This is a genomic window from Microbacterium telephonicum (assembly GCF_003651225.1).
GTDB lineage: Bacteria > Actinomycetota > Actinomycetes > Actinomycetales > Microbacteriaceae > Microbacterium > Microbacterium telephonicum.
Genome location: NZ_RCDB01000001.1, coordinates 665,963 through 690,815 on the forward strand (window position 1 = coordinate 665,963; position 24,853 = coordinate 690,815).

The following is a 24,853-nucleotide window of genomic DNA, read 5'->3' on the forward strand; positions in this document are numbered from 1 at the left end:
CGACCACCCTTCTGCAAGCGATCATAAACGATCACAATAATTCAAACAAGCACTTGTCGTGAACGATTTGGATTGCTAATCTCCCAAAGTGTTCGGGAACGTACCCGGACGACAGCACTTCAAGGGAGAAGCCGTGGCCGACCAGATGTCCGCAGCGGCGCCGAGCGAGACGCTCGTGCGCGACTGGACACGCGACCAGTGGCTGGCGCACGCGGATCGACTGCTCGCCGGCGCACGCGTCTGGGCCTCCGACGACTTCGCCCGCATCACCCCTCCCGGTGCGTCCGGCGGCTACGGCCGCGACGTGGACGGCCTCGAGGGTTTCGCCCGTACGTTCCTGCTCGCCGGGTTCCGCATCGCCGGAGCCCGCGGCGAGGGCGTCGACGGGCTCATCTCCGACTACTCGCGCGGCATCGCCGCCGGCGTCGACCCCGAGAACTCGAACCGCTGGGTGCGGATGGACGAGCACGCGCAGGCGAAGGTCGAGGCGGCCTCGCTCGCGCTCATCCTCGACATGACCCGCCCGTGGATCTGGGACCGCCTCGACGCGCTCACGCAGCAGCGCGTCATCGACTACTTCGCCCCCGTCGTCGGCGACGAGACCTACCCGCAGACGAACTGGGTCTGGTTCCGCATCGTCGTGCAGACCTTCCTGCGCTCGGTCGGGGGTCCCTGGTCGGCGCAGGACATCGCCGCCGACCTCGCCCGGCACGACTCGTTCGCCCGCGGCGACGGCTGGCTCTCCGACGGCGACGAGCGCTCGTTCGACCACTACGTCGGCTGGGCGCTGCACCTGTACCCCGTGCTGTGGTCGCGGATGCAGGGCGCCGACGACCTCGCCGGTGGCCGCACCGCCGCCGACATCGCCGGACTCGACCGCTTCCTGCAGGACGCGATCACCCTCGTCGGGGCCGACGGCTCCCCCCTCATCCAGGGCCGCAGCCTCGTCTACCGCTTCGCCGCCGCCGCCCCGTTCTGGGTGGGCGCGATCGCGGGCGTCCCGTCGGTGCCGCTCGGGCAGCTGCGGGTCGCCGCCTCGGCGATCGTCGACCACTTCGCCTCGCACGGCGCCCCCGACGACGACGACGACCTGCTCACCCTCGGCTGGCACGGTCCGTGGCGCCGCCTCGCCCAGAACTACTCCGGCACCGGCTCCCCCTACTGGGCCGTGAAGGGGATGCTGGGCATCGCGCTGCCGGCAGACCACCCGGTGTGGACCGCACCCGCCGTCCCCCTTCCCGCGCAGCGGGCCGACGACCTGCGCGTCGTCGCGCCCGCCGGCTGGGTCGTCTCGGGCACCGCCGGCGACGGGATCGTGCGCGTCTACAACCACGGCACCGACCACGCCGCCGAGGGCACCCTCGTCGGCGACTCGCCCCTCTACGCGCGCATCGGCTACGCGACCGCCGCGGCGCCGCTGCTGAACGGGGACGGCTGGGCCGAGCCGCTCGAGCAGTCCGTCGCGCTCGTCCACGCCGACGGCCGCGGCACCCACCGCGCCGCGATGACGCTCCGGAGCGTCCGCGTCGAGGGTGACGGCGACGCCGCGATCGGCGTCGCCTCCTCCACCGCCCGCGCGCACTGGATCACTCCCGCCGCCGTGCAGGTGCGTCACGGCTCCGGCATCACCGGCGAGGTCACCGTCGCCGGCGAGGTCACGACGCATTCGCTCGTGCGCGGCGCGTGGGAAGTGCGCATCGCGACCGTCGACGCACTCGAACCCGGCGCCGCCCCCGTCGCGCTGCGCATCGGCGGCTGGGCCGTCAGCGGCGACGAGGTCGCCGGCGACCTGCGGGCGGATGCCGCGACCGCCGCCTCGGGTGCGGTCACCGCGGTGTTGCACGCGCTCACCCCCGGCGGAACCGTCGCGCTCGCCGAGCGCTCCGACGCCAGCCCGCTCGGCGCGGCCTCCCTCGTGCCGATCGCGACCTTCCCCGTCGCCGTCGGCACCCCCGTCGTCACCGCGCTCGCCCTCACCGGCGACGCCCCCGTCGCGCCGCCGACCGTCGCGCTCGAGGGCGATGCGGCGACCATCACCTGGCCGGACGGCATCCGCACCGTCACGAGCCTCACCGACCCCCGGACCGCCATGGGGGCGGGCCGGTAGCCGAGGACCCACTGCAGGGACCGACAGCACACGCAAAGGAGCACCCGATCACATGAACCGCAAGTTCGCAGCCGCCGGCGGCCTCGCCGTCGTGGCATCCCTCGCCCTCGCCGCCTGCAGCGGCGGCGGCGCGTCCGAGCCCGCCGCCTCGTCGGGCCCGGTCACCCTCTCCCTCTCGGGCTGGAGCCTGTCCACGACGCCCGAGTTCCAGGTGCTCGCCGACGCGTTCCACGAGCAGAACCCCGACGTCACCGTCGAGCTCAAGGAGTACGACGCCGCCGAGTACAACACGCTGCTCACCGCCGACCTCGCCGCCGGCGTCGGCCCCGACATCATCACGCAGAAGGAAGTGAAGTTCGTCACGACCTTCCAGGAGGGCGGCCAGCTCATGGACGTCTCCGACGTCGAGCTGCCCGAGGGCATCGGCGGCGCCTCCTCGTACGAGGTCGACGGCACCGCCTACGGCGTACCGTACCGCCAGGACCGCTGGGTGCTCTTCTACAACAAGGCCCTGTTCGACTCCGCCGGCGTCGACTACCCCGACGGCACCTGGACGTGGGACGACTACGACGAGGCCGCCGTCGCGCTGAGCGCCGCCGGCACCGCCAAGGGCGCCTACCAGCACCGCTGGCAGTCGACCGTGCAGGGCTTCGCCAACGCGCAGGAGGATGCCGACATCCTCGAGGGCGACTACGGCTACCTCAAGGGCTACTACGACCGCGTCCTGAAGCTGCAGGACGAGGGCGCGCAGATCGACTACAACACCTCCGCCGCCAACCAGCTCACCTATCAGGGCGAGTTCGGCAAGCAGTCCGCCGCGATGATGCCGATGGGCACGTGGTACGTCGCCACGCTCATCTCGCAGCAGGCTTCGGGCGAGGCCGACGACTTCGAGTGGGGCATCGCGCCGATCCCGCAGCTCGACGCGTCGACCACCGGCACCGACAACACCCCGGTGACCTTCGGCGACCCGACCGGTCTGTCGATCAACGCCGGCATCGACGAGGCCAAGGTGCAGGCCGCGAAGGACTTCCTCGCGTTCGCCGCCTCCGCCGACGCCGCCGCCGCGCTGGCCGCCATCGGCATCACCCCGGCCTACTCCGACGAGGACACCACTGACGCGTACTTCGCCGTCGAGGGTGCCCCGTCCGACGACCTGTCGAAGTTCGCCTGGTCGACCGCCGAGGTGCACCCGGAGAACCCGACCTCGAACAAGACCGCGACCGTCCAGGGCATCCTCAACGACCTGCACACCGCGATCATGTCCGGCTCGACCCCGGTCGACACCGCGATCAAGGACGCCGAGGCCCGCTTCGCGAGCGAGGTCGGCTGACCCACCGTCGGCTGACGTCGACACCTGCGGCCGGCGCGGCGCGCCCGCGCCGGCCGCACCCCTCTCCACGCCCGTCCCCTGGGAGACCCCATGACCACCGCCACCGCGTCGCGGCCCGCCCCGACCGAGAAGCGCCGACGCTCGAAGCTCACGCTGCGCAACACGCTGCTGGGGTGGAGCTTCATCCTGCCGAACTTCGTCGGCTTCGCCGTGCTGACCCTCGTTCCCGTCGTGACGCTGTTCTACATGTCGCTGACGAACTGGAACGTCTTCGGCAAGGCCGACTTCATCGGCATCACGAACTTCCAGCGCCTGCTCGCCGACGGCAGCTTCCAGGTCTCGTTCTGGAACACGATCTACTACGCGGCCCTGCACATCCCGCTGACGATCGTCGCCTCGCTCGGCCTCGCGCTGCTGCTGAACAACAAGCTGCGCGGCGTCGCGTTCTTCCGCACCGCCGCCTTCTTCCCCTACATCACCTCGATCGTCGCGATCGCCGTCGTCTGGAACCTGCTGTTCAGCCCCGACTACGGTCCGATCAACCAGATCCTGCGCGCCATCGGCATCGCGAACCCGCCCGGCTGGCTCACCTCGAACGAGTGGGCGATGCCCGCCGTCGTCATCGTCTCGACGTGGCGCGACATGGGCTACTACATGATCCTGTTCCTCGCCGGCCTGCAGACCGTGCCCCGCGAGCTCTACGAGGCGGCCCGCGTCGACGGCGCCGACGCCTGGCAGCGGTTCCGCAACGTCACCATCCCGTGCCTGCGCCCGACGATGTTCTTCGTCACCGTGATGCTGACGATCAACTCGTTCAAGATCTTCGACCTCATCCTCGTGATGACCGACGGCGGGCCTGGCCAGTCGACCCTCGTCATCTCGCAGTTCATCTACCGCAAGGGCTTCGAGGAGAGCCAGTTCGGCTACGCGTCGGCCGCCGCCGTCGCCCTCTTCTTCCTGTGCATCGTCGTGACCATCATCCAGTTCTTCTGGAACAAGCGGAGGAGTGTCTGATGACCGAGCTTCTCGTCCCCGCCGACGACCGCCGCGCCCTGCGCGAGATGGCCGTCCAGCCCACCGGACGGCCGGAGAAGCCGGTGCGCACCCCCGCGCAGCGCATCGGCCGCATCGTGCTCTACGTCGTGCTCATCGTCGCCGCCGCGGCGCTGCTGCTGCCGTTCTTCTGGATGGTGATGAGCTCGCTGAAGTCCTCGAACGAGGTCTTCTCGGTGCCGATCAGCTGGTTCCCCGAGGTCTTCGTCTGGCAGAACTACGTCGACATCTGGACCGAGTCGAACATGCTCGTCTGGATCCGCAACACGCTGTTCCTCGCGGTCGTCGTCACATTCCTGCAGGTGCTCACGGGCTCGTTCGCGGCCTACGGCTTCGCCCGCATCCGCTTCCCCGGCCGCGACATCCTGTTCCTCGCCTACATCGGCACGATCGCCGTGCCGTGGCAGTCGTACATGATCCCGCAGTTCATCCTGCTCTCCAACGCGAAGGTCTCCAACACCCTCTGGGCGATCATCCTCATCCAGGCCTTCGGTGCGTTCGGCGTGTTCCTCATGAAGCAGTACTACGAGACCATCCCCGAGGAGCTGTCCGAGGCGGCGCGCCTGGACGGGCTCAGCGAGTACGGCATCTGGCGCCGGATCATGATCCCGCTGTCGATCCCCGCGATCGCGAGCCTCACGCTGCTGACCTTCGTCAGCACCTGGAACGACTACCTGGGACCGCTCATCTACCTGCGCAACCCCGACCTGTGGACGATCCAGCTGGGTCTGAAGTCGTTCGTCAGCAACCTCTACGACACGAACTACGCGCTGCTGTTCGCGGGCCTGACGATCTCGGTCGTCCCCATCGCGATCATCTTCCTGCTGGGGCAGAAGTACTTCGTCGAGGGCATCGCGACGAGCGGGATGAAGGGCTGACGATGAAGCGCGTCACCCACTCCACCTGGGCGTCGATCCTCGGCGTGCTCTACCTCGGGCTCATGACGAACCTGCTCGCCGTCGTCGTGAACCTGCCCCTCGTGGTGCTGCTGATCACGACCGACCCGACCACGTCGTGGCCGTTCCTCGCGCTGTCCGCGCCGCTGGCCGGTCCCGCGCTGGCCGCCGCGTTCGCGACCTTCCGCGCCCACGTCGAGGGGGAGATGTCGGTCGTGCGCACGTACTTCGCCGCATGGCGACGGATGCTGCGCCCGGCGCTCGCGATCGGCGCGATCGGGACGGCGCTGCTGGTCGTGCTGCTCGTCGACGTGCGGATGCTCGCCGACACCGCCCTGTCGGTCGCCGTCGTGCCCGTGCTGCTCCTGCTCACGGTGCTCACGGTCGCCGCGGCTCTCGTCGCCCTCGTCGCGCTCGCCGAGGTGCCGGATGCGCGCCTGCGCGACATCCTGCGGGCGAGCCTGTACCTGTCGGTGCGGCGCTGGCACTTCTCGCTGGTCTCCCTGGCGGTCGTCGCGATGCAGATCGCGCTGTTCACCCAGTCGCCCGCGTTCGCGCTGGGCCTCACCGCCGCGCCCGCGCTGTACGTCGCGTGGGCCAACTCCCGCTACCTCCTGCGCCCGGTGCTCGGCATCCCCGACGCCGTCGCCGCCTGAAACCCTCCGTTAGGACCTCCCCGCCATGACCTCGACCCAGCCCTCCGGGGCGACGACCGAGACCGACCTCGAGGGTGCGATCACGCCGGCGATCACCGCCGCCCTCGCGATCCTGCGTCGCAACATCGACCGCTTCGGTTCGACCACCTTCCCCGACGACACGACGCACTCCGACCGCTACCCGCTCCGCCCCGCGGCGGGCGCCTTCGCGGCGGGCGCGAACCGCGGCTGGACGACGAGCTTCTGGGCGGGCATGACATGGATCGCGTGGGAGATCACCGGCGACGAGTACTTCCGTGACGCCGGCCTCGCATACGCCGCCGACTTCGCGCGCCGGGTGCGCGCCGAGGAGGACCTCGACACGCACGACCTCGGGTTCCTCTACACGCTCGCCTCCGTCGCGCCCGCGCGCCTGCTCGGCGACGACGACGCCCGGGCCGCCGCTCTGGAGGCCGCCGACCACCTCATGCGCCGCTTCCTCGAGCCGGCCGGCATCGTGCAGGCCTGGGGCGACCTGGCAGACCCCGAGCAGCGCGGGCGCACCATCATCGACAGCCTCATGAACATGCCGCTGCTGACGTGGGCGGGGGAGCAGACCGGCGACCCGCGCTTCGCCGACGCGGTGCGCCGCCACACGACCCAGCTGCGCGAGAACATCCTCCGCGCCGACGACACCACCTTCCACACCTTCTTCTGGGACGCCGTCACCGGCGAGCCGCTGCGGGGGTCGACCGCCCAGGGTGCGGCCGACGACTCGTGCTGGGCCCGCGGCCAGGCCTGGGGGATCTACGGGTTCGCGCTCAACCACAGGGCGACCGGCGACCCGCAGCTGCTCGAGGCGTCGCGGCGCTGCGCCGTGCGCTTCCTGTCGCTGCTGCCCGAAGACAAGGTGCCCTATTGGGACATGGTCTACGGCGACGGCAGCGGCGAGCCGCGCGACAGCTCGTCGGGGGCGATCGCGGTGTGCGGTCTGCTCGAGCTCGCCGAGGTCGAGACGGATGCCGACCGTGCCGCCGCCTGGCGTGCCGCGGCCCACGAGATCCTCGCCTCGCTCGTCGCGCACTACACGCCGGTCTCGCCGGAGGCGGCGGATGCCGTCATCCTGCACTCCGTCTACGACTACCCGAAGTCGATCGGCGTCGACGAGGGCACGCTCTGGGGCGACTACTTCTACCTCGAGGCCCTCATGCGCGTCGCCCACTCGGACTGGAAGCGGTACTGGTGAGACTCGTCACGGTCCGCACGGACGCGGGGCCCCGGCCCGGTGTCGTCGGCGAGGTCGACGGCGTGCTGCGCGTCGGGTTCCCGGAAGCCGCGGCCTCCGTCGTCGACATCCTCACCGGCGAGGCTGCCCGCGCCGCGGCGGACGCCGTCACGGTGTCGGCGGCCGACTCGGCGCTCGACGACCTCGATCTCGACGCGCCGGTACGCCCCGGCAAGCTGCTGTGCCTCGGCTACAACTACCGGGGGCACGTGCCGGACGGGGTGGACCCCACCGCCGACGACCCGGACTCGCCCGACGTGTTCGTGAAGACGCCCAACACCATCGGGGGGCCGCACGACCCCGTCGTCATCCCGGCCGCCGCGTCCGACGTCGACTACGAGGGGGAGCTCGCCGTCGTCATCGGCCGGCGCGCCCACGCGGTGCCGATCGATCGGGCGCTCGAGCACGTTGCCGGGTACACGATCCTCAACGACGTCTCCGACCGCGCCTGGCAGCGCCGGCAGAGCCAGTGGGCGCTGGGCAAGTGCTCCGACGGGTTCGCGCCGCTCGGCCCGTGGATCGTCACGGCCGACGAGGCCCCCGACCCGCAGGACGTGCTCGTCGAGGTCGTGCGCGACGGCGTCGTCACCGCCTCGCAGTCGACCGCGACGACGATCTTCCCGGTCGCCTTCGTCATCCACCACCTCAGCCAGGTGATGACCCTCGAACCGGGCGACATCGTCTCGACCGGCACGCCGCAGAAGCTCCCCGCCGCGCAGGAGTCGCATCGGCCGCTCGCCCCCGGCGACGCCGTCACGGTGCGCATCTCCGGCATCGGCGAGCTCACCACCACCTTCACCGCCCCCGACCCGACGGAGCCCTCCGCATGATCCTCGACTCCTTCCGCCTCGACGGCCGCGTCGCCGTCGTCACCGGCTCCAGCCGCGGCCTCGGCCGGGGCGCGGCGCTCGCGCTCGCCGAAGCCGGCGCCGACATCGTGCTCATCGACCGCGGCGACGCCTCCGAGACCGCCCGGCTCGTCCGCGACACCGGGCGGCGCGTGCACACCCTCACCCGCGACTTCGCCGAGGCCGACCACCTCGCCCTGTCGGGCGCGATCGACGAGGCCGTCGCCACCTTCGGGCGCATCGACATCCTCGTCAACAACGCCGGCACCATCCGCCGCGCCCCCGCCGCCGAGCACCCGGTCGCCGACTGGGAGGAGGTGCTCGCCGTCAACCTCGACTCGGTCTTCCACCTCTCGCAGGCCGCCGGGCGCCACATGCTCGCGCAGGGGTCGGGGCGCATCATCAACGTCGCCTCGATGCTGTCGTTCCAGGGCGGCATCCTCGTGCCCGGCTACACCGCCTCCAAGCACGCCGTCGCGGGCCTGACGAAGGCGTTCGCGAACGAGTGGGCGTCCTCCGGCGTGACCGTCAACGCCGTCGCCCCCGGCTACATGGCCACCGACAACACCGCGCCGCTGCGCGCCGACGAGGACCGCGCCGCGTCGATCCTCTCGCGCATCCCCGCGGGGCGCTGGGGCACCCCCGGCGACCTGCAGGGAGCGTTCGTCTTCCTCGCCTCGGATGCCGCCGCCTACGTCACCGGCACGATCCTGCCCGTCGACGGCGGCTGGCTCATCCGCTGACTCCGACCGCGCGGCGCCCGTCGTCGCGCCCGCATCCGATCCCGCACGACCTCTCCCGATCCCCACGAAGGAGCTCCCGATGACCGAGAACCACATCCCGCAGCGCTACGCGACCAACCCCGCGCAGATCCCCGGCATGACCACCGCCGAACTGCGCGACACCTACCTCATCGACGACGTCTTCGTCCCGGGCGAGATCCGGCTGACCTACACGCACCACGACCGCGTCGTGCTCGGCGGCGCCGTGCCGGCGGGCGAGATCCTGCACCTCGGCGGGTACCCCGAGATCCGCAGCGAGTACTTCCTCGAGCACCGTGAGCTCGGCGTCGTCAACGTCGGCGACACCGGGATCGTGGCCGCCGACGGCGAGAGCTTCGAGCTCGAGAAGGGCGCGTGCCTCTACCTGGGTCGCGGCGTCGAGGCCATCTCGTTCGCCGACGCACAGGGCTCGGCGGGTGCGCAGTTCTACCTGTTCTCGGCCCCCGCCCACACCTCCTACCCGACGGTGCTCGTGCGCCCCGGCGAGGGCACGGTGCGCGAGCTCGGCGACCAGCTCACGAGCAACCGCCGCACCCTCAACCAGTACATCCACGAGAACGGCGTGAAGAGCTGCCAGATCGTGATGGGTGTCACCCAGCTGCACCCCGGGTCGATGTGGAACACCATGCCTGCCCACACCCATGACCGCCGCACCGAGTGCTACCTGTACTTCGATGTGCCCGAGGACGCGCGCGTCGTGCACCTCATGGGCGAGCGCGAAGAGACCCGCCACCTGATCGTGGCCGACCGTCAGGCGATCATCTCGCCGAGCTGGTCGCTGCACTCGGGCGTCGGCACTGCGGCATACTCGTTCGTGTGGGCGATGGCGGGCGAGAACCAGACCTTCGATGACATGGACGCGGCCCCCATCACGAACCTGAAGTGAGCGGCATCCTCCTCGCCGCCGGCGAGACCATGGCGATGGTCGCCCCGCTGACGGCGGAGGCGGTCCCGGATGCCGCCGCGTTCCGCGTCGACGCGGGCGGTGCCGAATCGAACGTCGCCGGGCACGTCGCGGCGCTCGGGCACCCCGCGCGCTGGGTGAGTCGGCTCGGCGACGATCCGCTCGGCCACCGCGTCGCCGCACAGCTCGCCGCACGCGGCATCGACCTGTCGGCCGTCGTCTTCGACCCGCAGCATCGCACCGGCCTCTACGTCAAGAACCCGGGCCGCGGTGTGCACTACTACCGCGACGGCTCGGCCGCCGCGCACCTCGACGCCGCCGACGCGGATGCCGTCGATCTCGACGGGGTCGCGATCGTCCACGTCTCCGGCATCACGGCGGCCCTCGGCGACACCGCCCCCGCCTTCCTCGACCGCCTCGTCGATCGCGCACGCGAGGCCGGGATCCCGGTGAGCTTCGACGTCAACCACCGCGCGGCGCTGTGGCCCGCCGAGGCCGCCGCCCCCGTGCTGCAGGGCCTCGCGCGCCGCGCCGACATCGTGTTCGTCGGCCGCGACGAGGCCGAGACGCTGTGGGGCACGGCGACCGCCGCCGACGTGCGGGCGCTGCTTCCGGAGGTGGCCGAACTCGTCGTCAAGGACGGCGAGATCGGCGCGACGGTGTTCGAAGCGGGCACCGAGACCTTCGTCGCGTCGGTCGTCGTCGACGTCGTCGAACCGGTCGGCGCCGGCGACGCCTTCGCGGGCGGCTACCTCGCCGCCCGCCTCTCCGGCGCCCCCGCCGACGCCCGCCTCGCGGCCGGCCACGCGCGCGCCGCCCTCACCCTGCAGACCACCGGCGACGTGCCCGACGCCGACATCCCGCACCCCCTCCCCGAAAGCGAGCCCCTCCCGTGACAGACACCGCGCCGTTCTTCGAGCAGACCTTCGCGGGCGCCCCGCTCATGGCGATCCTGCGCAGCGCCGGCGTCGAGCGCGCCGTGCGCGTGGCGAGCACCGCGTGGGAGCTCGGACTCGACTCCGTCGAGGTCACGATCCAGTCGGATGCCGACGTCGACGCCCTGCGCGAGGTCGCCCGGCTCGGTCGCGAGCGCGGCGCCGTCGTCGGGGCCGGCACGATCATCGCCCCCGAGCAGGTCGCCGTCGCCGTCGACGCCGGCGCCGGCTATCTGGTCTCCCCGGGCCTCGACCCCGAGGTCGTGCGCGCGGCGCAGGCCGCCGGCATCCCGATCCTCCCCGGCGTCGCGACGCCGTCGGAGGTGCAGCAGGCGGTCTCCCTCGGCCTCACGTGGCTGAAGGCCTTCCCGGCGCAGTGGCTCGGCGCGGACTGGTTCCGCCACATCCGCGGCCCGTTCCCGCAGGTCCGCTTCATCGCGACCGGCGGGATGGATGCCGGCAACGCCGGCGCCTTCCTCGATGCCGGCGTGCGGGTCGTCGCCGTGGGCTCCGCCCTCGAGGACGAGACCCAGCTCTCGCAGCTCGCCGACCTGCTCGCCGCCCGCCGCGCCTGATGGGCTCGTTCGAGATCGGCGAGGCCGACTTCCTTCTCGACGGCCGCCCGCACCGCATCCTCTCGGGGGCGCTGCACTACTTCCGCGTGCACCCCGGGCAGTGGGCCGACCGCATCCGCAAGGCGCGGCTCATGGGACTCAACACGATCGAGACGTACGTCGCCTGGAACGCGCACGAGCCGGTGCGGGGGGAGTGGGACGCCACCGGCGGCAACGATCTCGGCGCCTTCCTCGACCTCGTCGCGGCCGAGGGGATGCACGCCATCGTGCGCCCCGGGCCCTACATCTGCGCGGAGTGGACGAACGGCGGACTGCCCGCCTGGCTCACCGCGCTGCCCGGCATCGGGCTGCGCCGCTCCGAACCGGTCTACCTCGCCGAGCTGACGACCTACCTGCGGCGCGTGTACGAGATCGTCGCGCCCCGCCAGATCGACCACGGCGGCAACGTCGTGCTCGTGCAGATCGAGAACGAGTACGGCGCGTACGGCTCCGACAAGGAGTACCTCGCCGAGCTCGTGCGCGTCACCCGCGCCGCCGGCATCACGGTGCCGCTGACCACGATCGACCAGCCCACGCCGCAGATGCTGCGGGACGGATCGCTGCCCGGCCTGCACCTGACCGGCTCGTTCGGATCCCGCGCCGACGAGCGCCTCGCGACCCTGCGCGAACACCAGCCCACGGGGCCGCTCATGTGCGCGGAGTTCTGGGACGGCTGGTTCGACTGGTGGGGCGGCGTGCACCACACGACCCCCGCCGCCGACTCGGCGCGCGAGCTCGAGGCGCTGCTGGCAGCCGGGGCGTCGGTCAACTTCTACATGGTGCACGGCGGCACGAACTTCGGGCTCACGAGCGGGGCGAACCACAAGGGCCGCTACCTGCCGATCACGACGTCGTACGACTACGGCGCCCCGCTCGATGAGGCGGGCAACCCGACCGACAAGTTCTGGGCGTTCCGCGACGTGATCTCCCGCTATGCCGACGTGCCCGACGAGGTGCCGGATGCCGCCGCGCCCGCGCCCGCGTTCGACGTGCCGCTCGAGGGCGTCGGCGACTGGATCGATGCGGTCGGGGTCGCTGCGTCGGGCTGCGCCGTGCCGTCGGGCTTCGCCGTGCCGTCGGGCTTCGCTGTGCCGTCGGGCTTCGCTGTGCCGCCGAGCTTCGCTGTGCCGTCGGGCTTCGCTGTGCCGCCGAGCTTCGACGACCTCGGGCACGTGAGCGCCCTGGTCCGCTACGAGACCTCCCTCCCGTCGTCGGAAGCGAGGCGTCACCGGCTGCAGGTCGGGGAGGTGCGCGACCGCGCGTGGATCGAGGTCGACGGGGTGGCCGTCGGGGCGCTGTCGCGCACCCACGGCGAGCGGTCGCTGCCGATCCCGGGCGGTTCCCGCCTGTCGCTGCTGGTCGAGGAGCGTGGCCGCGTCAACTACGACCACCGGCTCGGCGAGCCCAAGGGCCTGATCGGGCCGGTGCTGCTCGACGGCGTGGAGCTCGCCGACTGGACCGTCACGCCGATCGACGTCGAGCACGTCGCCGCGTGGGCGCTCGCCGCCCCCGCGTCGGGCGCCGTCGGGCGCGCGGCGCTGCGCGGGACGTTCGCGCTGGATGCGGCATCCGACCTGTTCCTCGACACGTCGGACTGGGGGTCGGGGTTCGCGTTCGTGAACGGCTTCTTCCTCGGCCGCTACGACCGCACCGGACCGCAGCGCACGCTCTACGTGCCCGCGCCCGTCACGCGTGTCGCTGAGAACTCCGTGGTCGTCGTCGAACTCGCCGATGCCGCCACCCCCGTCGCCCGCTTCGTCTCCGCCCCCGCCCTCGGCCCCACCGAGGAGTGACCCGGCTCAGCCCCGCCGCCACCACCGACGCCGCACCGCACTGCCCGCCGCAGCATCCGCATCCGCCGCGGCGCGCGCCGCAGCCGCATCCCGCCGCTCGCGCCACGCCGCGACCTCGACCTCCGCATCGCGCGTCGGCGTGACCACGGGGGGCCCGCCCAGCAGCTGCCGCCGCGCCTCGATCACGCGGTGGTTGAAGTCGTCGACGTACTCGCGCACGGCGGTTTCGGACACCAGGGCGTCGACGCGCTCGGCGAACTCCGCGTGCTCGGTGCGCAGCATCAGGGCGGGAGGTCCGAGCCCCGTGAGCTGTTCGGTCTGGATCTTGCGGCGGATCCACCAGTCGGGGTCGTGATGGGTGCCGAGTCCCTCGATCGGCTTGCCCGATCCGGGGAGGTCGTCGAACTCGCCGCGACGGATCGCCTGCTGAATCGCGGTCTCGACGTACAGCGCGCGTTCGTGTGCGGTGGGCGTCGCCGACTGCCGCAGTTCGGGCTCCTCGTCCTCGGCGGCGGGCTCGCCCGCATCCCGGGCCGCGCGCACGGCCCGGTACCGCAGCGCATCGAGCCGCGCGTCGCGCGCCGCGGCATCCCGGTCGTCGGCCATTCCTCCACGATACGTCGCGCCGCGGAACTGGATACTTTCCCGGTATGCATATACTCGAAATACACATACGCGGTATGCATCTCGCGCCGCGGGGAGGAGCCCGGATGTCGGTGCGACAGAGCCTGCTGGCGATCCTCGACCAGGGCCCCTGCTACGGGTATCAGCTGCGCGCCGAGTTCGACCGCCGCACCGGGTCGACCTGGCCGCTGAACGTCGGACAGATCTACAACACGCTCGACCGTCTCGAGCGCGACGGCCTCGTCGCGAAGGGTGACGTCGACGCGCAGGGTCACGTCTACTGGGAGATCACGGATGCCGGCTCCGCCGAGGTGGCGGCCTGGCTCGCCTCGCCCGTGGAGCGCAGCGGCGGCACGCGCGACGAGCTCGCCATCAAGCTCGCCGTGGCGGCGACGCTTCCCGGGGTCGACGTCGGCGAGGTCATCCAGGCGCAGCGCACCGCGTCGCTGCGCCAACTGCAGGAACTCAACCGGACGAAGTACGCCGGCGCGAACCCCGACGGCCCTGAGGAACTGGCCTGGTCGCTCGTCGTGGACTCGATGATCTTCGCGGCCGAGGCCGAGGTGCGCTGGCTCGACCACACCGAACAGCGCCTCGCGCAGCATCCGCAGCACGCCCTCGCCCTCGAACTGTCCACCGAGCGCCCCAAGCGCGGCCGTCCCGCCGCCCAGCCGGCAGCGGTCTGAGCCCCGGTCCGTTCGCAACTCCGGAGGATCGGCAGCGGCGCAGGTCGCAACCGCGCTCGGGCCCGCCGCGCGCACGGATTCTCCGGAGTTGTGAACACGCACGCCTCCGGATCGGCCCTCTCAGCCGACTCCCAGCAAGCCGCCGCGATCCGCATGAGGGCGGGGATCACGGATGCCGGAACCTGCCGGATTAGGGGCGATCCGGCATCCGCGACCCATCCGCTCCGCCGCCCGCTCCGGACCCCTGGTGTGCGGCAAACGCCCACGGAAGGAAGTCACACATGCGTACCAACCTGAAGCGAGCAGCGGTCCTCGGCACGGCGGGCCTCGGCGCCGTCGCCCTCTCGGCGGGCTTCGCCCTGCCGGCGATGGCCGATGACGGCGACCACACCACCACCCAGACCGCCACCAGCGCGATGAGCGAGATCGCCCCGTGGACCGACGCCGACGCCACCCTTGGCGACTTCCAGTTGTGGGTCCAGGACCTCGTCGACGCCCAGGGCGGCGACGTGACCGGCGGTGACATCACCGGCGGCGACACCAACGTCGGCAACGGCAGCAGCCTCGTCGAGGGTCCGCTGCGCGGCGACGTCTCGACGCGCGACATCCTCTCCGGCCCGATCGGCTCGGGCAACGAGATCCCGGTCGGCTCCGGCAACGACGCGTCGGCCCCCATCGGCTCGGGCAACGACACCAGCGTCGAGGCCCCGATCGGCTCGGGCAACGACGTCGGCAACGGCACCGAGGTCGGTGTCGGCGACGTCGGCGCCGAGGTGGGCGACCTGACGAGCGACATCGGCACCGAGGTGGGAGACCTCGTGGGTGACGTGTCGAGCGACGTCGACGACCTCGTCGACGGCATCCTGGGCGACTGACCTCCGGTCATCCTCGCCCACGCGGCGGCGTCGGGGCTTCGGCCTCGGCGCCGCCGTTGTGTGCGCCCGGGCGACGGCTCCCGGATGCTGGCGGCGTAGCCTCGGGAGATGCCCAGTTCCGATCTGATCACACCGCACGCGCTCGCCGACCTGCTCGGGGCGCGGCATCGCGTGCGCCTCCTCGACGTGCGCTGGAACATCGCGGAGCCCGACGGCCGCCCCGCCTATGAGTCCGGGCATCTCCCCGGCGCGGTGTACGTCGACCTCGATGGCGAGCTCGCCTCCCACGGTGCGCCGACCGAGGGTCGGCATCCGCTCCCCGCGACGGCCGACCTGCAGGCCGCAGCCCGCCGCTGGGGACTCGACGACGGCGACACGGTCGTCGTCTACGACGACTGGGGTTCGCGCGCTGCGGCGCGGGCGTGGTGGCTGCTCGTGGATGCCGGGATCGCCGACGTGCGCATCCTCGACGGTGGGTTGGCCGCGTGGCGTGCCGCGGGGCTCCCGCTCGAGACCGGCGACGCGCAGCCCGCCCGCGGCGGTGTCTCGCTCGCCTCCGGTCGGATGCCGCAGCTCACGATCGACGAGGCGGCGGCGCTGCCGGCATCCGGGGTGCTGATCGACGCGCGGGCGGGGGAGCGCTACCGCGGCGAGACGGAGCCGATCGACCCGCGCGCCGGGCACATCCCGGGCGCCGTCAACGTGCCGACGACGGCGACCCTCGACGACGCGGGTCGGTTCCTCGCGCCCGACGCTCTGCGCGAGCGGTTCGCGCTCGCGGCGGATGCCGAGGTCGGCGCCTACTGCGGCTCGGGGGTGACGGCCGCCCACACCGTGTTCGCGCTGCGCCTGGCCGGCATCGACGCCGCGCTGTACCCCGGCTCGTGGAGCCAGTGGTCGAACCACCCCGCCCGCCCCGTCGCTACGGGTCCGACCCCCTAGTCTCGCGCTCGCCGGTCACGAACGGCGACCTCCGGTCCCGGGATGCCGCCACACCTGACTGGTGAGCGCCGCTCCGCACGCCCCTCGCGCTCGCCAGTCACAAACGGCGACCCGCGGATGCCGGAGGTCGCCACACCTGACTGGTGAGCCCCCGCGCGCTCAACAGCCACAAACGGCGGCCTCCAGCACCCGCAGCCCGCCACAAGCGACTGGCGAACCACAGGGCCGCGCCCCCGGCTCAGACCTCGTCGCGCCAGGAATGCTGCGGCTCGTAGCCGAGCACGCGACGCGCCTTCTCGGTCGAGAACAGCGAGTCGTGGATGCCGAGCTCGCCGCGCACCTCGACGTCCGGGAACACCTCGGCGACGAGCTCGGCGTTCGGCCGTGACATGACCGTGTCGGCCGCCGCGATGAGGAAGTGATCGAAGCCCGCCGGCGCCGTCTCGAGCGCGCGCAGCACCGCCTGCGCGCCGTCGCGGGCGTCGATGTACGACCAGAGGTTCCACTTGCGCTGGCGTGCGTCGGCGTCGAAGGACGGGAAGGCGGCGTAGTCTTCCGGCCACATGACGTTCGAGAAGCGCAGCGCCGTGATCGAGGTCTCGGGGTGCCAGCGCACGAGCTCGACGGCCATCGTCTCCTCGAGGTGCTTCACGAGGGAGTACACCGACTCGGGGCGAGCCGGGTAGGCCTCGTCGACCGGGATGTACGGCGGCGGCACGTCGAACGGGAGACCCTGCACGGTTTCGCTCGAGGCGTAGACGATCTTCGTGATGCCGAGCCGGACCGCCGCCCAGAAGACGTTGAAGGTCGCCGCGATGTTGTGGTGGAAGACCGCGACGTCGGGGCGGATGCCGGGCGCCGGGACCGCGGCGAGATGGACGAGGGCGTCGAACCCGTCGTGCCGGTCCTGCACGGCGGTGAGCGCGTCGACGACCTGGCCGTAGTCGGTGAGGTCGGTCTGCACGAAGCCCGCGCCCCGGGCTCCCGCGACGTCGAGGCCGATGACCTCGTGGCCCGCGGCGGCGAGCTCGCGGACGACGACGGTGCCGAGCTTGCCGGAGGATCCTGTGACGGCGATGCGCATGCCCCCACTGTGCCACGCGGGGGAGGCGCCGGGGCCGCGCGCGGGTGAGCCGTGTCCTCGCTCAGCGCGGCGCCGCGGTCGACTCCCGCAGGATGAGGTGCGTGGGCAGGGGCACCGAGTCCGTGAGCGAGTCGGGCTCCTCGACCGCGAGCAGGACCTTCTGCATGACCAGCTCGCCGAGCGCCTGGAAGTCCTGCCGCACGGTCGTCAGGGGCGGCAGCAGGTACGCCGCCTCGGGCACGTCGTCGAACCCGACGATGCTCACATCGCGGGGGACCTCGAGCCCGCGCGCCCGCAGCGCCGACAGCACCCCGATCGACATGTGGTCGTTCGCCACGAACAGGCCCGTCCCCGGTGTGATCGGCAGACGCGAGCCCAGGTCGTATCCGCTCGCGGCCGACCAGTCGCCGTGCTCCGGCTGCACGATCTCGAGGCGATGTGCGGCGAGCTCGTCACGCCACCCCCGCGCGCGCTCCAGGGCGTCGGGGTTGCGCGGCGGTCCCGCCAGATGCAGCACCCGGGTGTGCCCCAGCTCGACGAGGTGGCGTACGGCGGCCCGCGCCCCCCGGTACTGGTCGATCGAGACGAGCGTCGGATGCCGGCGCTGCGTCGCGGCGGCCGCCACCAGCGGAACGCTGAGATCGAGACCGCGCACGACCTCGAGGATGCCGATGTCGACGACGATCAGGACGATGGCGTCGACCCGCTGCCGCAGCAGCCCCTCGATCGCCGTGCGGATGCTCCCGGCATCCGATTCGGCGGTGCTGACGGTGTCGACCGAGTAGCGCTCCGCGCGGGCCGCGACGTTGAAGTGGTTCGCGATCGAGCTCGGACCGTAGTCGGGGACGCCCGGAGTGACGAGACCGATCGTCCGCGTGCGCCGCGTCACCAGTGCGCGGGCGGCGGGGGAGGGGCTGTACCGCAGCTGGGCGATCGCCTGCTCGACGCGGGCGCGCGTGGCGGGGCGGACGTTCGGCAGGTCGTTGAGCACGCGGGAGACGGTCTGGTGCGACACGCCGGCGAGCCGGGCGACGTCGAAGATGTTCGCGGACTTCGCCCCGCGATCCTCGCTCACGAGGGGGCCTCCTCGTCCGGCTGGGCGACGAGCGCGAGCAGGGAGTCGACCGTGAGCGCTCCCGCGGGGAGAGTGTCGGCGATCCGGCCGGCCCGCACGACCGCGACCCGGTCCGAGACACGCAGCACCTCTTCGAGCTCTGCGGAGATGAAGACGACAGACAGGCCGTTGTCGGCGAGCTCGCCGACCAGCCGCTGGATCTCGACCTTCGCGCCGATGTCGATTCCGCGGGTGGGCTCGTCGAGGACGAGCACCCGCGGCGACAGGGCGAGCAGGCGCGCGAGGAGCACCTTCTGCTGGTTTCCGCCGGAGAGGGTGCGGGCGAGCCGCTCGGGGTCGGCGGGCCGGATGTCGAGCGCCTCGATCCAGCTCGTCGCGAGCTCGCGACGCTGCGCTCCGGTGATCCGGCGGAGGACGCCGCGATCCGCCTGGAGCGCGAGGGTGATGTTGTCGGCGACGCTGAGGTCGCCGATGATCCCCTCGGTGCGACGGTTCTCCGAGGAGTAGACGAGGCCCCTGCGGATCGCCGACCGCGGGCTTCCGAGCACGACGGGGACGTCGTCGACCGTGAGAGTGCCGTTATCCGGCGGGTCGACGCCCGTGATCGCGCGGGCGAACTCCGAGCGGCCGGAGCCGAGCAGCCCCGCGACGCCGAGCACTTCGCCCTCTTCGAGAGCGGCATCCGCGTCGACGAGCCGGCTCCCCACGCTCACGCCCGTCGCACGGAGGACGGTCGACGCCGGTTCGGGGAGGCGCTCGCCGCGATCGATCGTCTCGACGTCGGCCGCCGCACGACCGAGCATCTTCTGCACGAGGTCGACCCGCAGCAGCTCGGAAGGGACGAACTCGCCGACGAACCGCCCGCCGCGGAGCACCGTGATGCGGTCGCAGATCTCGTAGACCTGATCGAGGAAGTGCGAGATGAAGACGATCGCGACCCCGCGCTGGGTCAGCTCGCGCATGACGCGGAACAGCTCGGCGACCTCGTCGAGGTCGAGGCTCGACGTGGGCTCGTCGAGGACGAGCACGCGCACGTCGACCGCGATCGCGCGCGCGATGGCGACGAGCTGCTGCACGGCCAGCGAGTGTCCGGCGAGCACCGACTGCGGGTCGACGTCGATGCCGAGCGCGGCCAGGATGTCGCGGGACTCCGCCCGCATACGGCGCCAGTCGATCCGCCCGTGCACGCGCGGCTCACGACCCAGCCAGATGTTCTCGGCGACGGAGAGGTTCGGCAGCAGGTCGATCTCCTGGTAGACCGCGCTGATGCCGGCGCGCTGGGCGTCGTGCGGTGAGCGGAAGCGCGTCGCGTCGCCGTCGAGCCGGATCACTCCGGCATCGAGAGGGAGCGCACCGGTGATCGCCTTGATGAGCGTCGACTTCCCGGCGCCGTTCTCGCCCATGAGCGAGTGCACCTCGCCGCGGTAGATGCGCAGGGAGACGTCGTCGAGGGCCAGCTCGGCGCCGAAGCGCACGGTCGCGCCGGTGACCTCCAACACCGCCCCGTGGTCCATCAGGTCATTATCCCGTGCACGATGCGCCGGACCGCGTGCGCCGCGGCCCCGCGTCGCATCACCTTCGCGAGGCCGATCGGGCGACGATGATCCGCTGGATGACGATGAACAGCAGCAGCAGCCCTCCGATGATGATCTGCGTCCAGGACTGCTCGGCGCCCATGAACGAGATGATCTTCTTGATCACGCCGTACACGAGCACGCCGATGAGCGAGCCGAGCACGTACCCGGTGCCGCCCACGAGCAGGGTGCCGCCGATCACGACGGCCGCGATCGCGTCGAGTTCGGTGCCGATGCCGTTGCGGGGATAGCCGGCCCCGGAGTAGGCCGTCAGGAGCAGGCCGGCGAGACCGCCGCACACGCCGCTGATGACGTACACCGCGATCTTCGTGCGCGCGACGGACAGGCCCATGAGCCGTGCCGACTGCTCGTTGCCGCCGATGGCGTAGACCGTGCGTCCGAACCGCGTCCAATGCAGGACGTAGAAGGCGATCGCCACGACGAGGAGGGCGATGATGCCCGTCGGAGTGAGGTACCAGTCGCCGATGCGGATGCGCGTGCGCTGCAGCCACAGCACGACGGGGTCGTCGACGCGGATGGAGGACAGGCTCACGACGAACGCGAGTCCCCGCGCGAGGAACAGTCCCGCCAGCGATGCGATGAAGGGCTGCACGCCGAAGTTCTGCACCAGCACGCCGATCAGCAGGCCGATGAGGCCGCCGCCGACCAGCATGATCGGGATCACGAGCCACGAGGGATAGCCCTGCGAGAGCATGCTCGCGCCGAGGATGCCGGTGAAGGCCATGACGGAGCCGACCGACAGGTCGATCCCGCCCGTGAGGATCACGAACGTCATGCCCACGGCGAGGACGACGAGGTAGGCGTTGTCGAGCAGCAGTGCCGACAGGTTGCCGGGCGTCAGGAACCGATCGAACCGGGCCTGCGCGGCGATGAGCAGGACGACGAGGATGAGGACGGCGGCGAGCGTCGGCAGCAGCGAGGCGCGTCGCGTGAGGAAGGTGCTGTAGCGCGCGCCGAGCGTGACACCTCGGCTCGTGGGGGGAGTGTCGACGCCGAGGGTCATGACGCCACCTCGTTCCGGACGGCAGGAGTCGACGCCGCCGCGGGTCTCCCGCCGGGTCCCGCACCGGGGTCGCCGGGCCCGCGCCGCCTCCTCAGGGTGCGGCGCGCCCACGCGTGCAGCTGCGGCGACTGGACGAGCACGACGACGATGACGACGACGGCGAAGAAGACGGGGCTCTGGGCCGACGGGACACCGAGGAACAGGATGGTCGACTCCAGGGTCTGAATGGTGAGGACGCCGACGACGGTGCCTGCGATCGTGAAATTGCCTCCCATGAGGGAGGTCCCGCCGAGCACGACCGCGAGGATCGCGTAGAGCTCGATGAACTGGCCGGCGGCGTTCGCGTCGGCGGCGCGGATGTTCGAGCTGTAGATGATCCCCGCCATGCCCGCGAGGATGCCGCTGAGGGCATAGGCGCCGAAGATGATGCCGCGAGCGCGGACTCCCGCGAGCCGGCTGGCCTCGGGGTTGATGCCGACCGCCTCGGTCAGCATGCCCAGGGCGGTGCGGCGTTCGACGAGGGCGATCGTCAGGATGGCGACGAGCGAGATCACGAACGCGAACGGGACGACGAAGAGGTAGCCGGTCGCGATGTAGGAGTAGGGCGCGCTGTTGACGGTCGTGATGAAGCCCTCGGTGATGAGGAGGGCGACGCCGCGGCCGGCGAGCATCAGCACGAGGGTGGCGATGATCGGCTGGATGCCGAACGTCGAGACGAGCAGGCCGTTCCACGCGCCCAGCGCGAGCGAGATCGCCAGGGCCGCGACCACGGCGACGAGCACGGTGCCGAGGCTGCCGGGATCGGGGGAGGCGTCGATGATCGTCAGGGCGACGGCCCCGGCGACCGCCATGATCGCGCCGACGGAGAGGTCGATCCCCCGCGTTGCGATCACGACGGTCATGCCGAGGGCGACCAGCATGAGAGGGGCGCTGTTGCGGAGGACGTCGATCAGCGCGCCGTAGAGCTGACCGTCGCGCACCGTCACGACGATGAACTGTGGACGGGCGATCGTGTTGATGACGATGAGCGCGAGCAGGGCGACGACCGGCCAGAACAGCCGGTGCCCGGTGATGCGGGTCATGCCGCGTCCTCCTTCGAGGTGTGGGCGATGTAGGCGATGAGGTCGTCGAGGCCGACGTCGTCCGTGTCGAGTTCGCCGATGCCGGCGCGGTCCCGCATGATCGCGACGCGCTGGGCGATGCGCAGCACCTCCTCGAGCTCCGACGAGATGAACACGACCGAGAGTCCCTCGGCCGAGAGCTCGGCGACCTTGCGCTGGATGTCGGCCTTCGCGCCGACGTCGATGCCGCGCGTCGGCTCGTCGAGGATCAGCAGCCGAGGGGCGGTCGCGAGCCAACGCGCCAGCAGCACCTTCTGCTGGTTGCCGCCGGAGAGGTTCCCGGCCAGCGCGTCGGGATTCGCCGGCCGCACGCCGAGCGCCTCGATGTATTCGGTCACGATGGCATCCTGTTCGCTCCGGGGCACTTTGCGCACCGCCCCGCGCTGGGCCTGGATGCCGAGGATGATGTTCTCGGCCACGGTGAGGTCGGCGATGATGCCCTCGGCGCGCCGGTTCTCGGACGAGAACGCGATGCGCTGATCGATCGCACTGCGGGGGGAGCTCATGCGCGTCGCGCTGCCGTCGACCTCGATCGTGCCGGTGTCGGCGCGGTCGGCGCCGTACAGGAGGCGCACGAGCTCGGTTCGGCCTGAGCCCAGCAGGCCTGCGATGCCGACGACCTCGCCCGCGTACACGTCGAGGTCCGTCGGCTCGAGCACGCCGCGGCGGCCGACGCCGGTCGCGCGCAGGAGCGGAGTGCCGGATCGGTCGATGGGGCGCGCGGCGGCGGAGGAGATCGCCGCGAGGTCGTCGAGTTCCCGTCCGACCATGAGGGAGACCAGCTCACCGCGGGGCAGGCGGGAGGCGAGGTGCTCGCCGATCAGTCTGCCGTTGCGGAGCACCGTGATGCGGTCCGAGATCTCGTAGATCTGGTCGAGGAAGTGGCTGACGAAGAGGATGGCGACGCCGGAGTCCCGCAGCTCGCGGATCACCGCGAAGAGCCGCTCGACCTCGCCGCGGTCGAGGCTCGAGGTGGGTTCGTCGAGGATGAGCACCTTCGCGTCGAGCACCATGGCCCGGCCGATCGCGACGAGCTGCTGCACCGCGATCGAGTGGGAGCCCAGCGTGGAGCGTGTGTCGATGTCGACGCCCAGGCTCGCGAGGAACGTCGCGGCGCGCGCGTGCGCTGCCCTCCAGTCGATCGTGCCGCCGCGCCGCGGCTCGTGGCCGAGCATGACGTTCTCGCCCACCGAGAGGTTGGCGCAGAGGTTGACCTCCTGGTACACGGTCGAAATCCCCGCGCTCTGCGCATCCGCCGCCGAGTGGAACTCGCGTGCGACGCCTTCGACGGTGATCGTCCCGCCGTCGATCCGGTACACGCCGGTGAGCGCCTTGATGAGCGTGGACTTGCCGGCGCCGTTCTCCCCCATCAGGGAGTGGACCTCGCCGGGGCGGAGGGTGAAGTCGACGCCGTCGAGCGCCAGGACGCCGGGGAACCTGATCGTGATGCCGGTCATCTGCACGACGGGTGCCGCGTCGGAGGAGGTGGTCATCGGTGACCTTGCCTTTCGAAGTGTGTCACGGGCATCCGCAGGCCGGAGCCCGCGGATGCCCGCGACGGAGAGGGGTCGGGCCGCTCAGTACGCGCGGTCGTCGATGACCTCGGCCGCCTGCTCCTGCGTGAAGGACGCGTCCTCCACGTAGACCTCCTTCTCGACGTCCTCGCCGGCGAGCACGTCCTTCACGAGCCCGGCCGCGAGCTCGCCCAGCAGCGGGTTGCACTCGACGATGAAGTTGATCTTCCCGTCGACGAGGGCCTGCATGCCGTCCTTGACGGCGTCGATCGAGATGATCTTGATGTCTTCGCCCGGGACGGCGCCCGCCGCCTCGATCGCCTCGATGGCGCCGAGCGCCATGTCGTCGTTGTGCGCGTAGACGAGGTCGATGCCGTCGGCGCCGTACTTCTGGAGGAAGCCCTCCATGACGGTCTTGCCGCCGTCGCGCGTGAAGTCGCCGGTCTGCGAGTCGATCTTCTCGATCGAGGTGCCCTCGATCGCGGCGTCGAAGCCCGCGGCGCGGTCGTTCGCGGGCGCGGAGCCGGTGGTGCCCTCCAGTACGACCATCTTGGTGTCCTCGGCGCCGTACTGCTCGGCGGCCCAGGCGCCGGCCATCTCGCCCTCCTTCTCGAAGTCGAGACCGACCCACGACGCGTACAGGTCGTCCGAGGCGCTCACCGTGCGGTCTTCGAGGATGACGGGGATGCCGGCATCCGCCGCCTCCTGGAGCACGTCGTCCCACCCGTCCTCGACGATCGGGGCGAGGACGATGGCGTCGACGCCCTGGTTGATGAAGTCGCGGACCGCGGCGATCTGTGCCGCCGTGTCGTTGTCGGCGGCGTTGAAGACGAGATCGAAGCCGTTCTCGGCCGAGAACGCCTCCTTCATCGACTCCGTGTTGGCCGAGCGCCAGCCCGACTCGGACCCGGTCTGGGCGAAGCCGACCGTGATGGTGTCGCCGCTGCCGGAGTCGCCGCCGCTGCCGGCGTCGCCCCCGCTGCTCGAGCATCCCGTCGCCGCGAGGGCGAGCGCGCTCAGAATCGCCATTCCGGCGAGCATCTTCCTTTTCATTCCCCAAACCTCCTTGTTCGAGTACCGACGAACGGCGTCGGTGCTGTCCTGGCAGACGGCGTCCGCGCCATCTGATGGTGGAATGTTAGCCTTCAC

General features: G+C 71.5%; 23 protein-coding genes. 15 read left to right on the forward strand and 8 right to left on the reverse strand.

The window, feature by feature from the left end:
• Positions 1-133: 133 nt before the first annotated feature.
• The 12 genes from C7474_RS03240 (at position 134) to C7474_RS03295 (ending at position 13,185) form a co-directional block, all read left to right on the forward strand.
• Positions 134-2,107: a DUF2264 domain-containing protein gene (locus C7474_RS03240; protein ID WP_241965076.1), complete on the forward strand. Its 1,974-nt coding sequence runs from the start codon at positions 134-136 to the stop codon at positions 2,105-2,107.
• A gap of 52 nt (positions 2,108-2,159) precedes the next feature.
• A complete protein-coding gene (locus tag C7474_RS03245) occupies positions 2,160-3,440 on the forward strand; it encodes an ABC transporter substrate-binding protein (RefSeq protein ID WP_121057498.1) in 1,281 nt (426 codons plus the stop codon).
• Between the two features lie 90 nt (positions 3,441-3,530).
• Positions 3,531-4,454 carry a carbohydrate ABC transporter permease gene (locus C7474_RS03250; RefSeq protein WP_121057499.1) on the forward strand — a complete coding sequence of 308 codons (924 nt, stop codon included), beginning with the start codon at positions 3,531-3,533 and terminating at the stop codon, positions 4,452-4,454.
• Entirely contained in the window at positions 4,454-5,371 is a 918-nt protein-coding gene (locus tag C7474_RS03255; protein WP_158597295.1) for a carbohydrate ABC transporter permease, read from the forward strand. Before C7474_RS03250 ends, C7474_RS03255 begins: the two co-directional genes overlap by 1 nt.
• Before the next feature lie 2 nt (positions 5,372-5,373).
• Positions 5,374-6,045 carry a DUF624 domain-containing protein gene (locus C7474_RS03260; RefSeq protein ID WP_121057500.1) on the forward strand — a complete coding sequence of 224 codons (672 nt, stop codon included), beginning with the start codon at positions 5,374-5,376 and terminating at the stop codon, positions 6,043-6,045.
• 25 nt (positions 6,046-6,070) lie between these two features.
• On the forward strand, positions 6,071-7,270 hold the full coding sequence (locus tag C7474_RS03265; RefSeq protein ID WP_121057501.1) for a glycoside hydrolase family 88 protein: 1,200 nt from the start codon (positions 6,071-6,073) through the stop codon (positions 7,268-7,270).
• Positions 7,267-8,139 carry a fumarylacetoacetate hydrolase family protein gene (locus tag C7474_RS03270; protein WP_121057502.1) on the forward strand — a complete coding sequence of 291 codons (873 nt, stop codon included), beginning with the start codon at positions 7,267-7,269 and terminating at the stop codon, positions 8,137-8,139. The genes C7474_RS03265 and C7474_RS03270 overlap by 4 nt, the downstream gene beginning before the upstream one ends.
• On the forward strand, positions 8,136-8,900 hold the full coding sequence (kduD, locus tag C7474_RS03275) for a 2-dehydro-3-deoxy-D-gluconate 5-dehydrogenase KduD (RefSeq protein ID WP_121057503.1): 765 nt from the start codon (positions 8,136-8,138) through the stop codon (positions 8,898-8,900). Before C7474_RS03270 ends, kduD begins: the two co-directional genes overlap by 4 nt.
• Positions 8,901-8,979: 79 nt before the next feature.
• The gene (gene kduI / locus C7474_RS03280) at positions 8,980-9,825 is read left to right on the forward strand and encodes a 5-dehydro-4-deoxy-D-glucuronate isomerase (RefSeq protein WP_121057504.1); all 846 of its coding nucleotides are present in this window, start codon (positions 8,980-8,982) and stop codon (positions 9,823-9,825) included.
• On the forward strand, positions 9,822-10,739 hold the full coding sequence (locus tag C7474_RS03285; protein WP_241965077.1) for a sugar kinase: 918 nt from the start codon (positions 9,822-9,824) through the stop codon (positions 10,737-10,739). Before kduI ends, C7474_RS03285 begins: the two co-directional genes overlap by 4 nt.
• On the forward strand, positions 10,736-11,353 hold the full coding sequence (locus C7474_RS03290; RefSeq protein WP_241965078.1) for a bifunctional 4-hydroxy-2-oxoglutarate aldolase/2-dehydro-3-deoxy-phosphogluconate aldolase: 618 nt from the start codon (positions 10,736-10,738) through the stop codon (positions 11,351-11,353). Before C7474_RS03285 ends, C7474_RS03290 begins: the two co-directional genes overlap by 4 nt.
• Positions 11,353-13,185, forward strand: a complete 1,833-nt coding sequence (locus C7474_RS03295) for a glycoside hydrolase family 35 protein (RefSeq protein WP_121057505.1) — start codon at positions 11,353-11,355, stop codon at positions 13,183-13,185. The genes C7474_RS03290 and C7474_RS03295 overlap by 1 nt, the downstream gene beginning before the upstream one ends.
• A gap of 6 nt (positions 13,186-13,191) precedes the next feature.
• Here the strand turns inward: C7474_RS03295 and C7474_RS03300 are convergent, their stop codons facing one another.
• Positions 13,192-13,791, reverse strand: a complete 600-nt coding sequence (locus C7474_RS03300; protein ID WP_121057506.1) for a DnaJ family domain-containing protein — start codon at positions 13,789-13,791, stop codon at positions 13,192-13,194.
• Between the two features lie 104 nt (positions 13,792-13,895).
• On the opposite strand from C7474_RS03300, the gene C7474_RS03305 reads away from it, so the two are divergent.
• The 3 genes from C7474_RS03305 to C7474_RS03315 all read left to right on the forward strand — a co-directional run bounded on the left by C7474_RS03305 (position 13,896) and on the right by C7474_RS03315 (position 16,312).
• Positions 13,896-14,495 (forward strand): PadR family transcriptional regulator, encoded by a 600-nt coding sequence (locus tag C7474_RS03305; protein ID WP_121057507.1) that lies wholly within the window; start codon positions 13,896-13,898, stop codon positions 14,493-14,495.
• Positions 14,496-14,776: 281 nt separating this feature from the next.
• On the forward strand, positions 14,777-15,370 hold the full coding sequence (locus C7474_RS03310; protein WP_121057508.1) for a hypothetical protein: 594 nt from the start codon (positions 14,777-14,779) through the stop codon (positions 15,368-15,370).
• Between the two features lie 108 nt (positions 15,371-15,478).
• Entirely contained in the window at positions 15,479-16,312 is an 834-nt protein-coding gene (locus tag C7474_RS03315; protein ID WP_121057509.1) for a sulfurtransferase, read from the forward strand.
• Positions 16,313-16,550: 238 nt separating this feature from the next.
• Here C7474_RS03315 and C7474_RS03320 read toward each other — a convergent pair whose 3' ends face one another.
• The 7 genes from C7474_RS03320 to C7474_RS03350 form a co-directional block, all read right to left on the reverse strand.
• The gene (locus C7474_RS03320; protein WP_121057510.1) at positions 16,551-17,396 is read right to left on the reverse strand and encodes an NAD-dependent epimerase/dehydratase family protein; all 846 of its coding nucleotides are present in this window, start codon (positions 17,394-17,396) and stop codon (positions 16,551-16,553) included.
• A 61-nt stretch (positions 17,397-17,457) separates the two neighbouring features.
• Positions 17,458-18,471 (reverse strand): LacI family DNA-binding transcriptional regulator, encoded by a 1,014-nt coding sequence (locus tag C7474_RS03325; RefSeq protein ID WP_121057511.1) that lies wholly within the window; start codon positions 18,469-18,471, stop codon positions 17,458-17,460.
• On the reverse strand, positions 18,468-19,985 hold the full coding sequence (locus C7474_RS03330; protein ID WP_121057512.1) for a sugar ABC transporter ATP-binding protein: 1,518 nt from the start codon (positions 19,983-19,985) through the stop codon (positions 18,468-18,470). Before C7474_RS03330 ends, C7474_RS03325 begins: the two co-directional genes overlap by 4 nt.
• 58 nt (positions 19,986-20,043) lie before the next feature.
• Complete coding sequence (locus tag C7474_RS03335) at positions 20,044-21,069, reverse strand: ABC transporter permease subunit (RefSeq protein WP_121057513.1); 1,026 nt, start codon at positions 21,067-21,069, stop codon at positions 20,044-20,046.
• Positions 21,066-22,151, reverse strand: coding sequence for an ABC transporter permease (locus C7474_RS03340; protein WP_121057514.1), 1,086 nt, complete (start codon positions 22,149-22,151; stop codon positions 21,066-21,068). The genes C7474_RS03335 and C7474_RS03340 overlap by 4 nt, the downstream gene beginning before the upstream one ends.
• On the reverse strand, positions 22,148-23,683 hold the full coding sequence (locus C7474_RS03345) for a sugar ABC transporter ATP-binding protein (RefSeq protein ID WP_121057515.1): 1,536 nt from the start codon (positions 23,681-23,683) through the stop codon (positions 22,148-22,150). The genes C7474_RS03340 and C7474_RS03345 overlap by 4 nt, the downstream gene beginning before the upstream one ends.
• Positions 23,684-23,767: 84 nt before the next feature.
• A complete protein-coding gene (locus tag C7474_RS03350; protein WP_121057516.1) occupies positions 23,768-24,757 on the reverse strand; it encodes an ABC transporter substrate-binding protein in 990 nt (329 codons plus the stop codon).
• Positions 24,758-24,853: the final 96 nt, after the last annotated feature.

Bases quoted from the DNA above. Each gene is read 5' to 3' on its own strand.
- C7474_RS03245 (WP_121057498.1), top strand. From the start codon at position 2,160: ATGAACCGCAAGTTCGCAGCCGCCGGCGGCCTCGCCGTCGTGGCATCC.
- C7474_RS03250 (WP_121057499.1), top strand. From the start codon at position 3,531: ATGACCACCGCCACCGCGTCGCGGCCCGCCCCGACCGAGAAGCGCCGA.
- C7474_RS03255 (WP_158597295.1), top strand. From the start codon at position 4,454: ATGACCGAGCTTCTCGTCCCCGCCGACGACCGCCGCGCCCTGCGCGAG.
- C7474_RS03260 (WP_121057500.1), top strand. From the start codon at position 5,374: ATGAAGCGCGTCACCCACTCCACCTGGGCGTCGATCCTCGGCGTGCTC.
- C7474_RS03265 (WP_121057501.1), top strand. From the start codon at position 6,071: ATGACCTCGACCCAGCCCTCCGGGGCGACGACCGAGACCGACCTCGAG.
- kduD (WP_121057503.1), top strand. From the start codon at position 8,136: ATGATCCTCGACTCCTTCCGCCTCGACGGCCGCGTCGCCGTCGTCACC.
- kduI (WP_121057504.1), top strand. From the start codon at position 8,980: ATGACCGAGAACCACATCCCGCAGCGCTACGCGACCAACCCCGCGCAG.
- C7474_RS03295 (WP_121057505.1), top strand. From the start codon at position 11,353: ATGGGCTCGTTCGAGATCGGCGAGGCCGACTTCCTTCTCGACGGCCGC.
- C7474_RS03300 (WP_121057506.1), bottom strand. From the start codon at position 13,791: ATGGCCGACGACCGGGATGCCGCGGCGCGCGACGCGCGGCTCGATGCG.
- C7474_RS03305 (WP_121057507.1), top strand. From the start codon at position 13,896: ATGTCGGTGCGACAGAGCCTGCTGGCGATCCTCGACCAGGGCCCCTGC.
- C7474_RS03310 (WP_121057508.1), top strand. From the start codon at position 14,777: ATGCGTACCAACCTGAAGCGAGCAGCGGTCCTCGGCACGGCGGGCCTC.
- C7474_RS03315 (WP_121057509.1), top strand. From the start codon at position 15,479: ATGCCCAGTTCCGATCTGATCACACCGCACGCGCTCGCCGACCTGCTC.
- C7474_RS03320 (WP_121057510.1), bottom strand. From the start codon at position 17,396: ATGCGCATCGCCGTCACAGGATCCTCCGGCAAGCTCGGCACCGTCGTC.
- C7474_RS03330 (WP_121057512.1), bottom strand. From the start codon at position 19,985: ATGGACCACGGGGCGGTGTTGGAGGTCACCGGCGCGACCGTGCGCTTC.
- C7474_RS03335 (WP_121057513.1), bottom strand. From the start codon at position 21,069: ATGACCCTCGGCGTCGACACTCCCCCCACGAGCCGAGGTGTCACGCTC.
- C7474_RS03340 (WP_121057514.1), bottom strand. From the start codon at position 22,151: ATGACCCGCATCACCGGGCACCGGCTGTTCTGGCCGGTCGTCGCCCTG.
- C7474_RS03345 (WP_121057515.1), bottom strand. From the start codon at position 23,683: ATGACCACCTCCTCCGACGCGGCACCCGTCGTGCAGATGACCGGCATC.
- C7474_RS03350 (WP_121057516.1), bottom strand. From the start codon at position 24,757: ATGAAAAGGAAGATGCTCGCCGGAATGGCGATTCTGAGCGCGCTCGCC.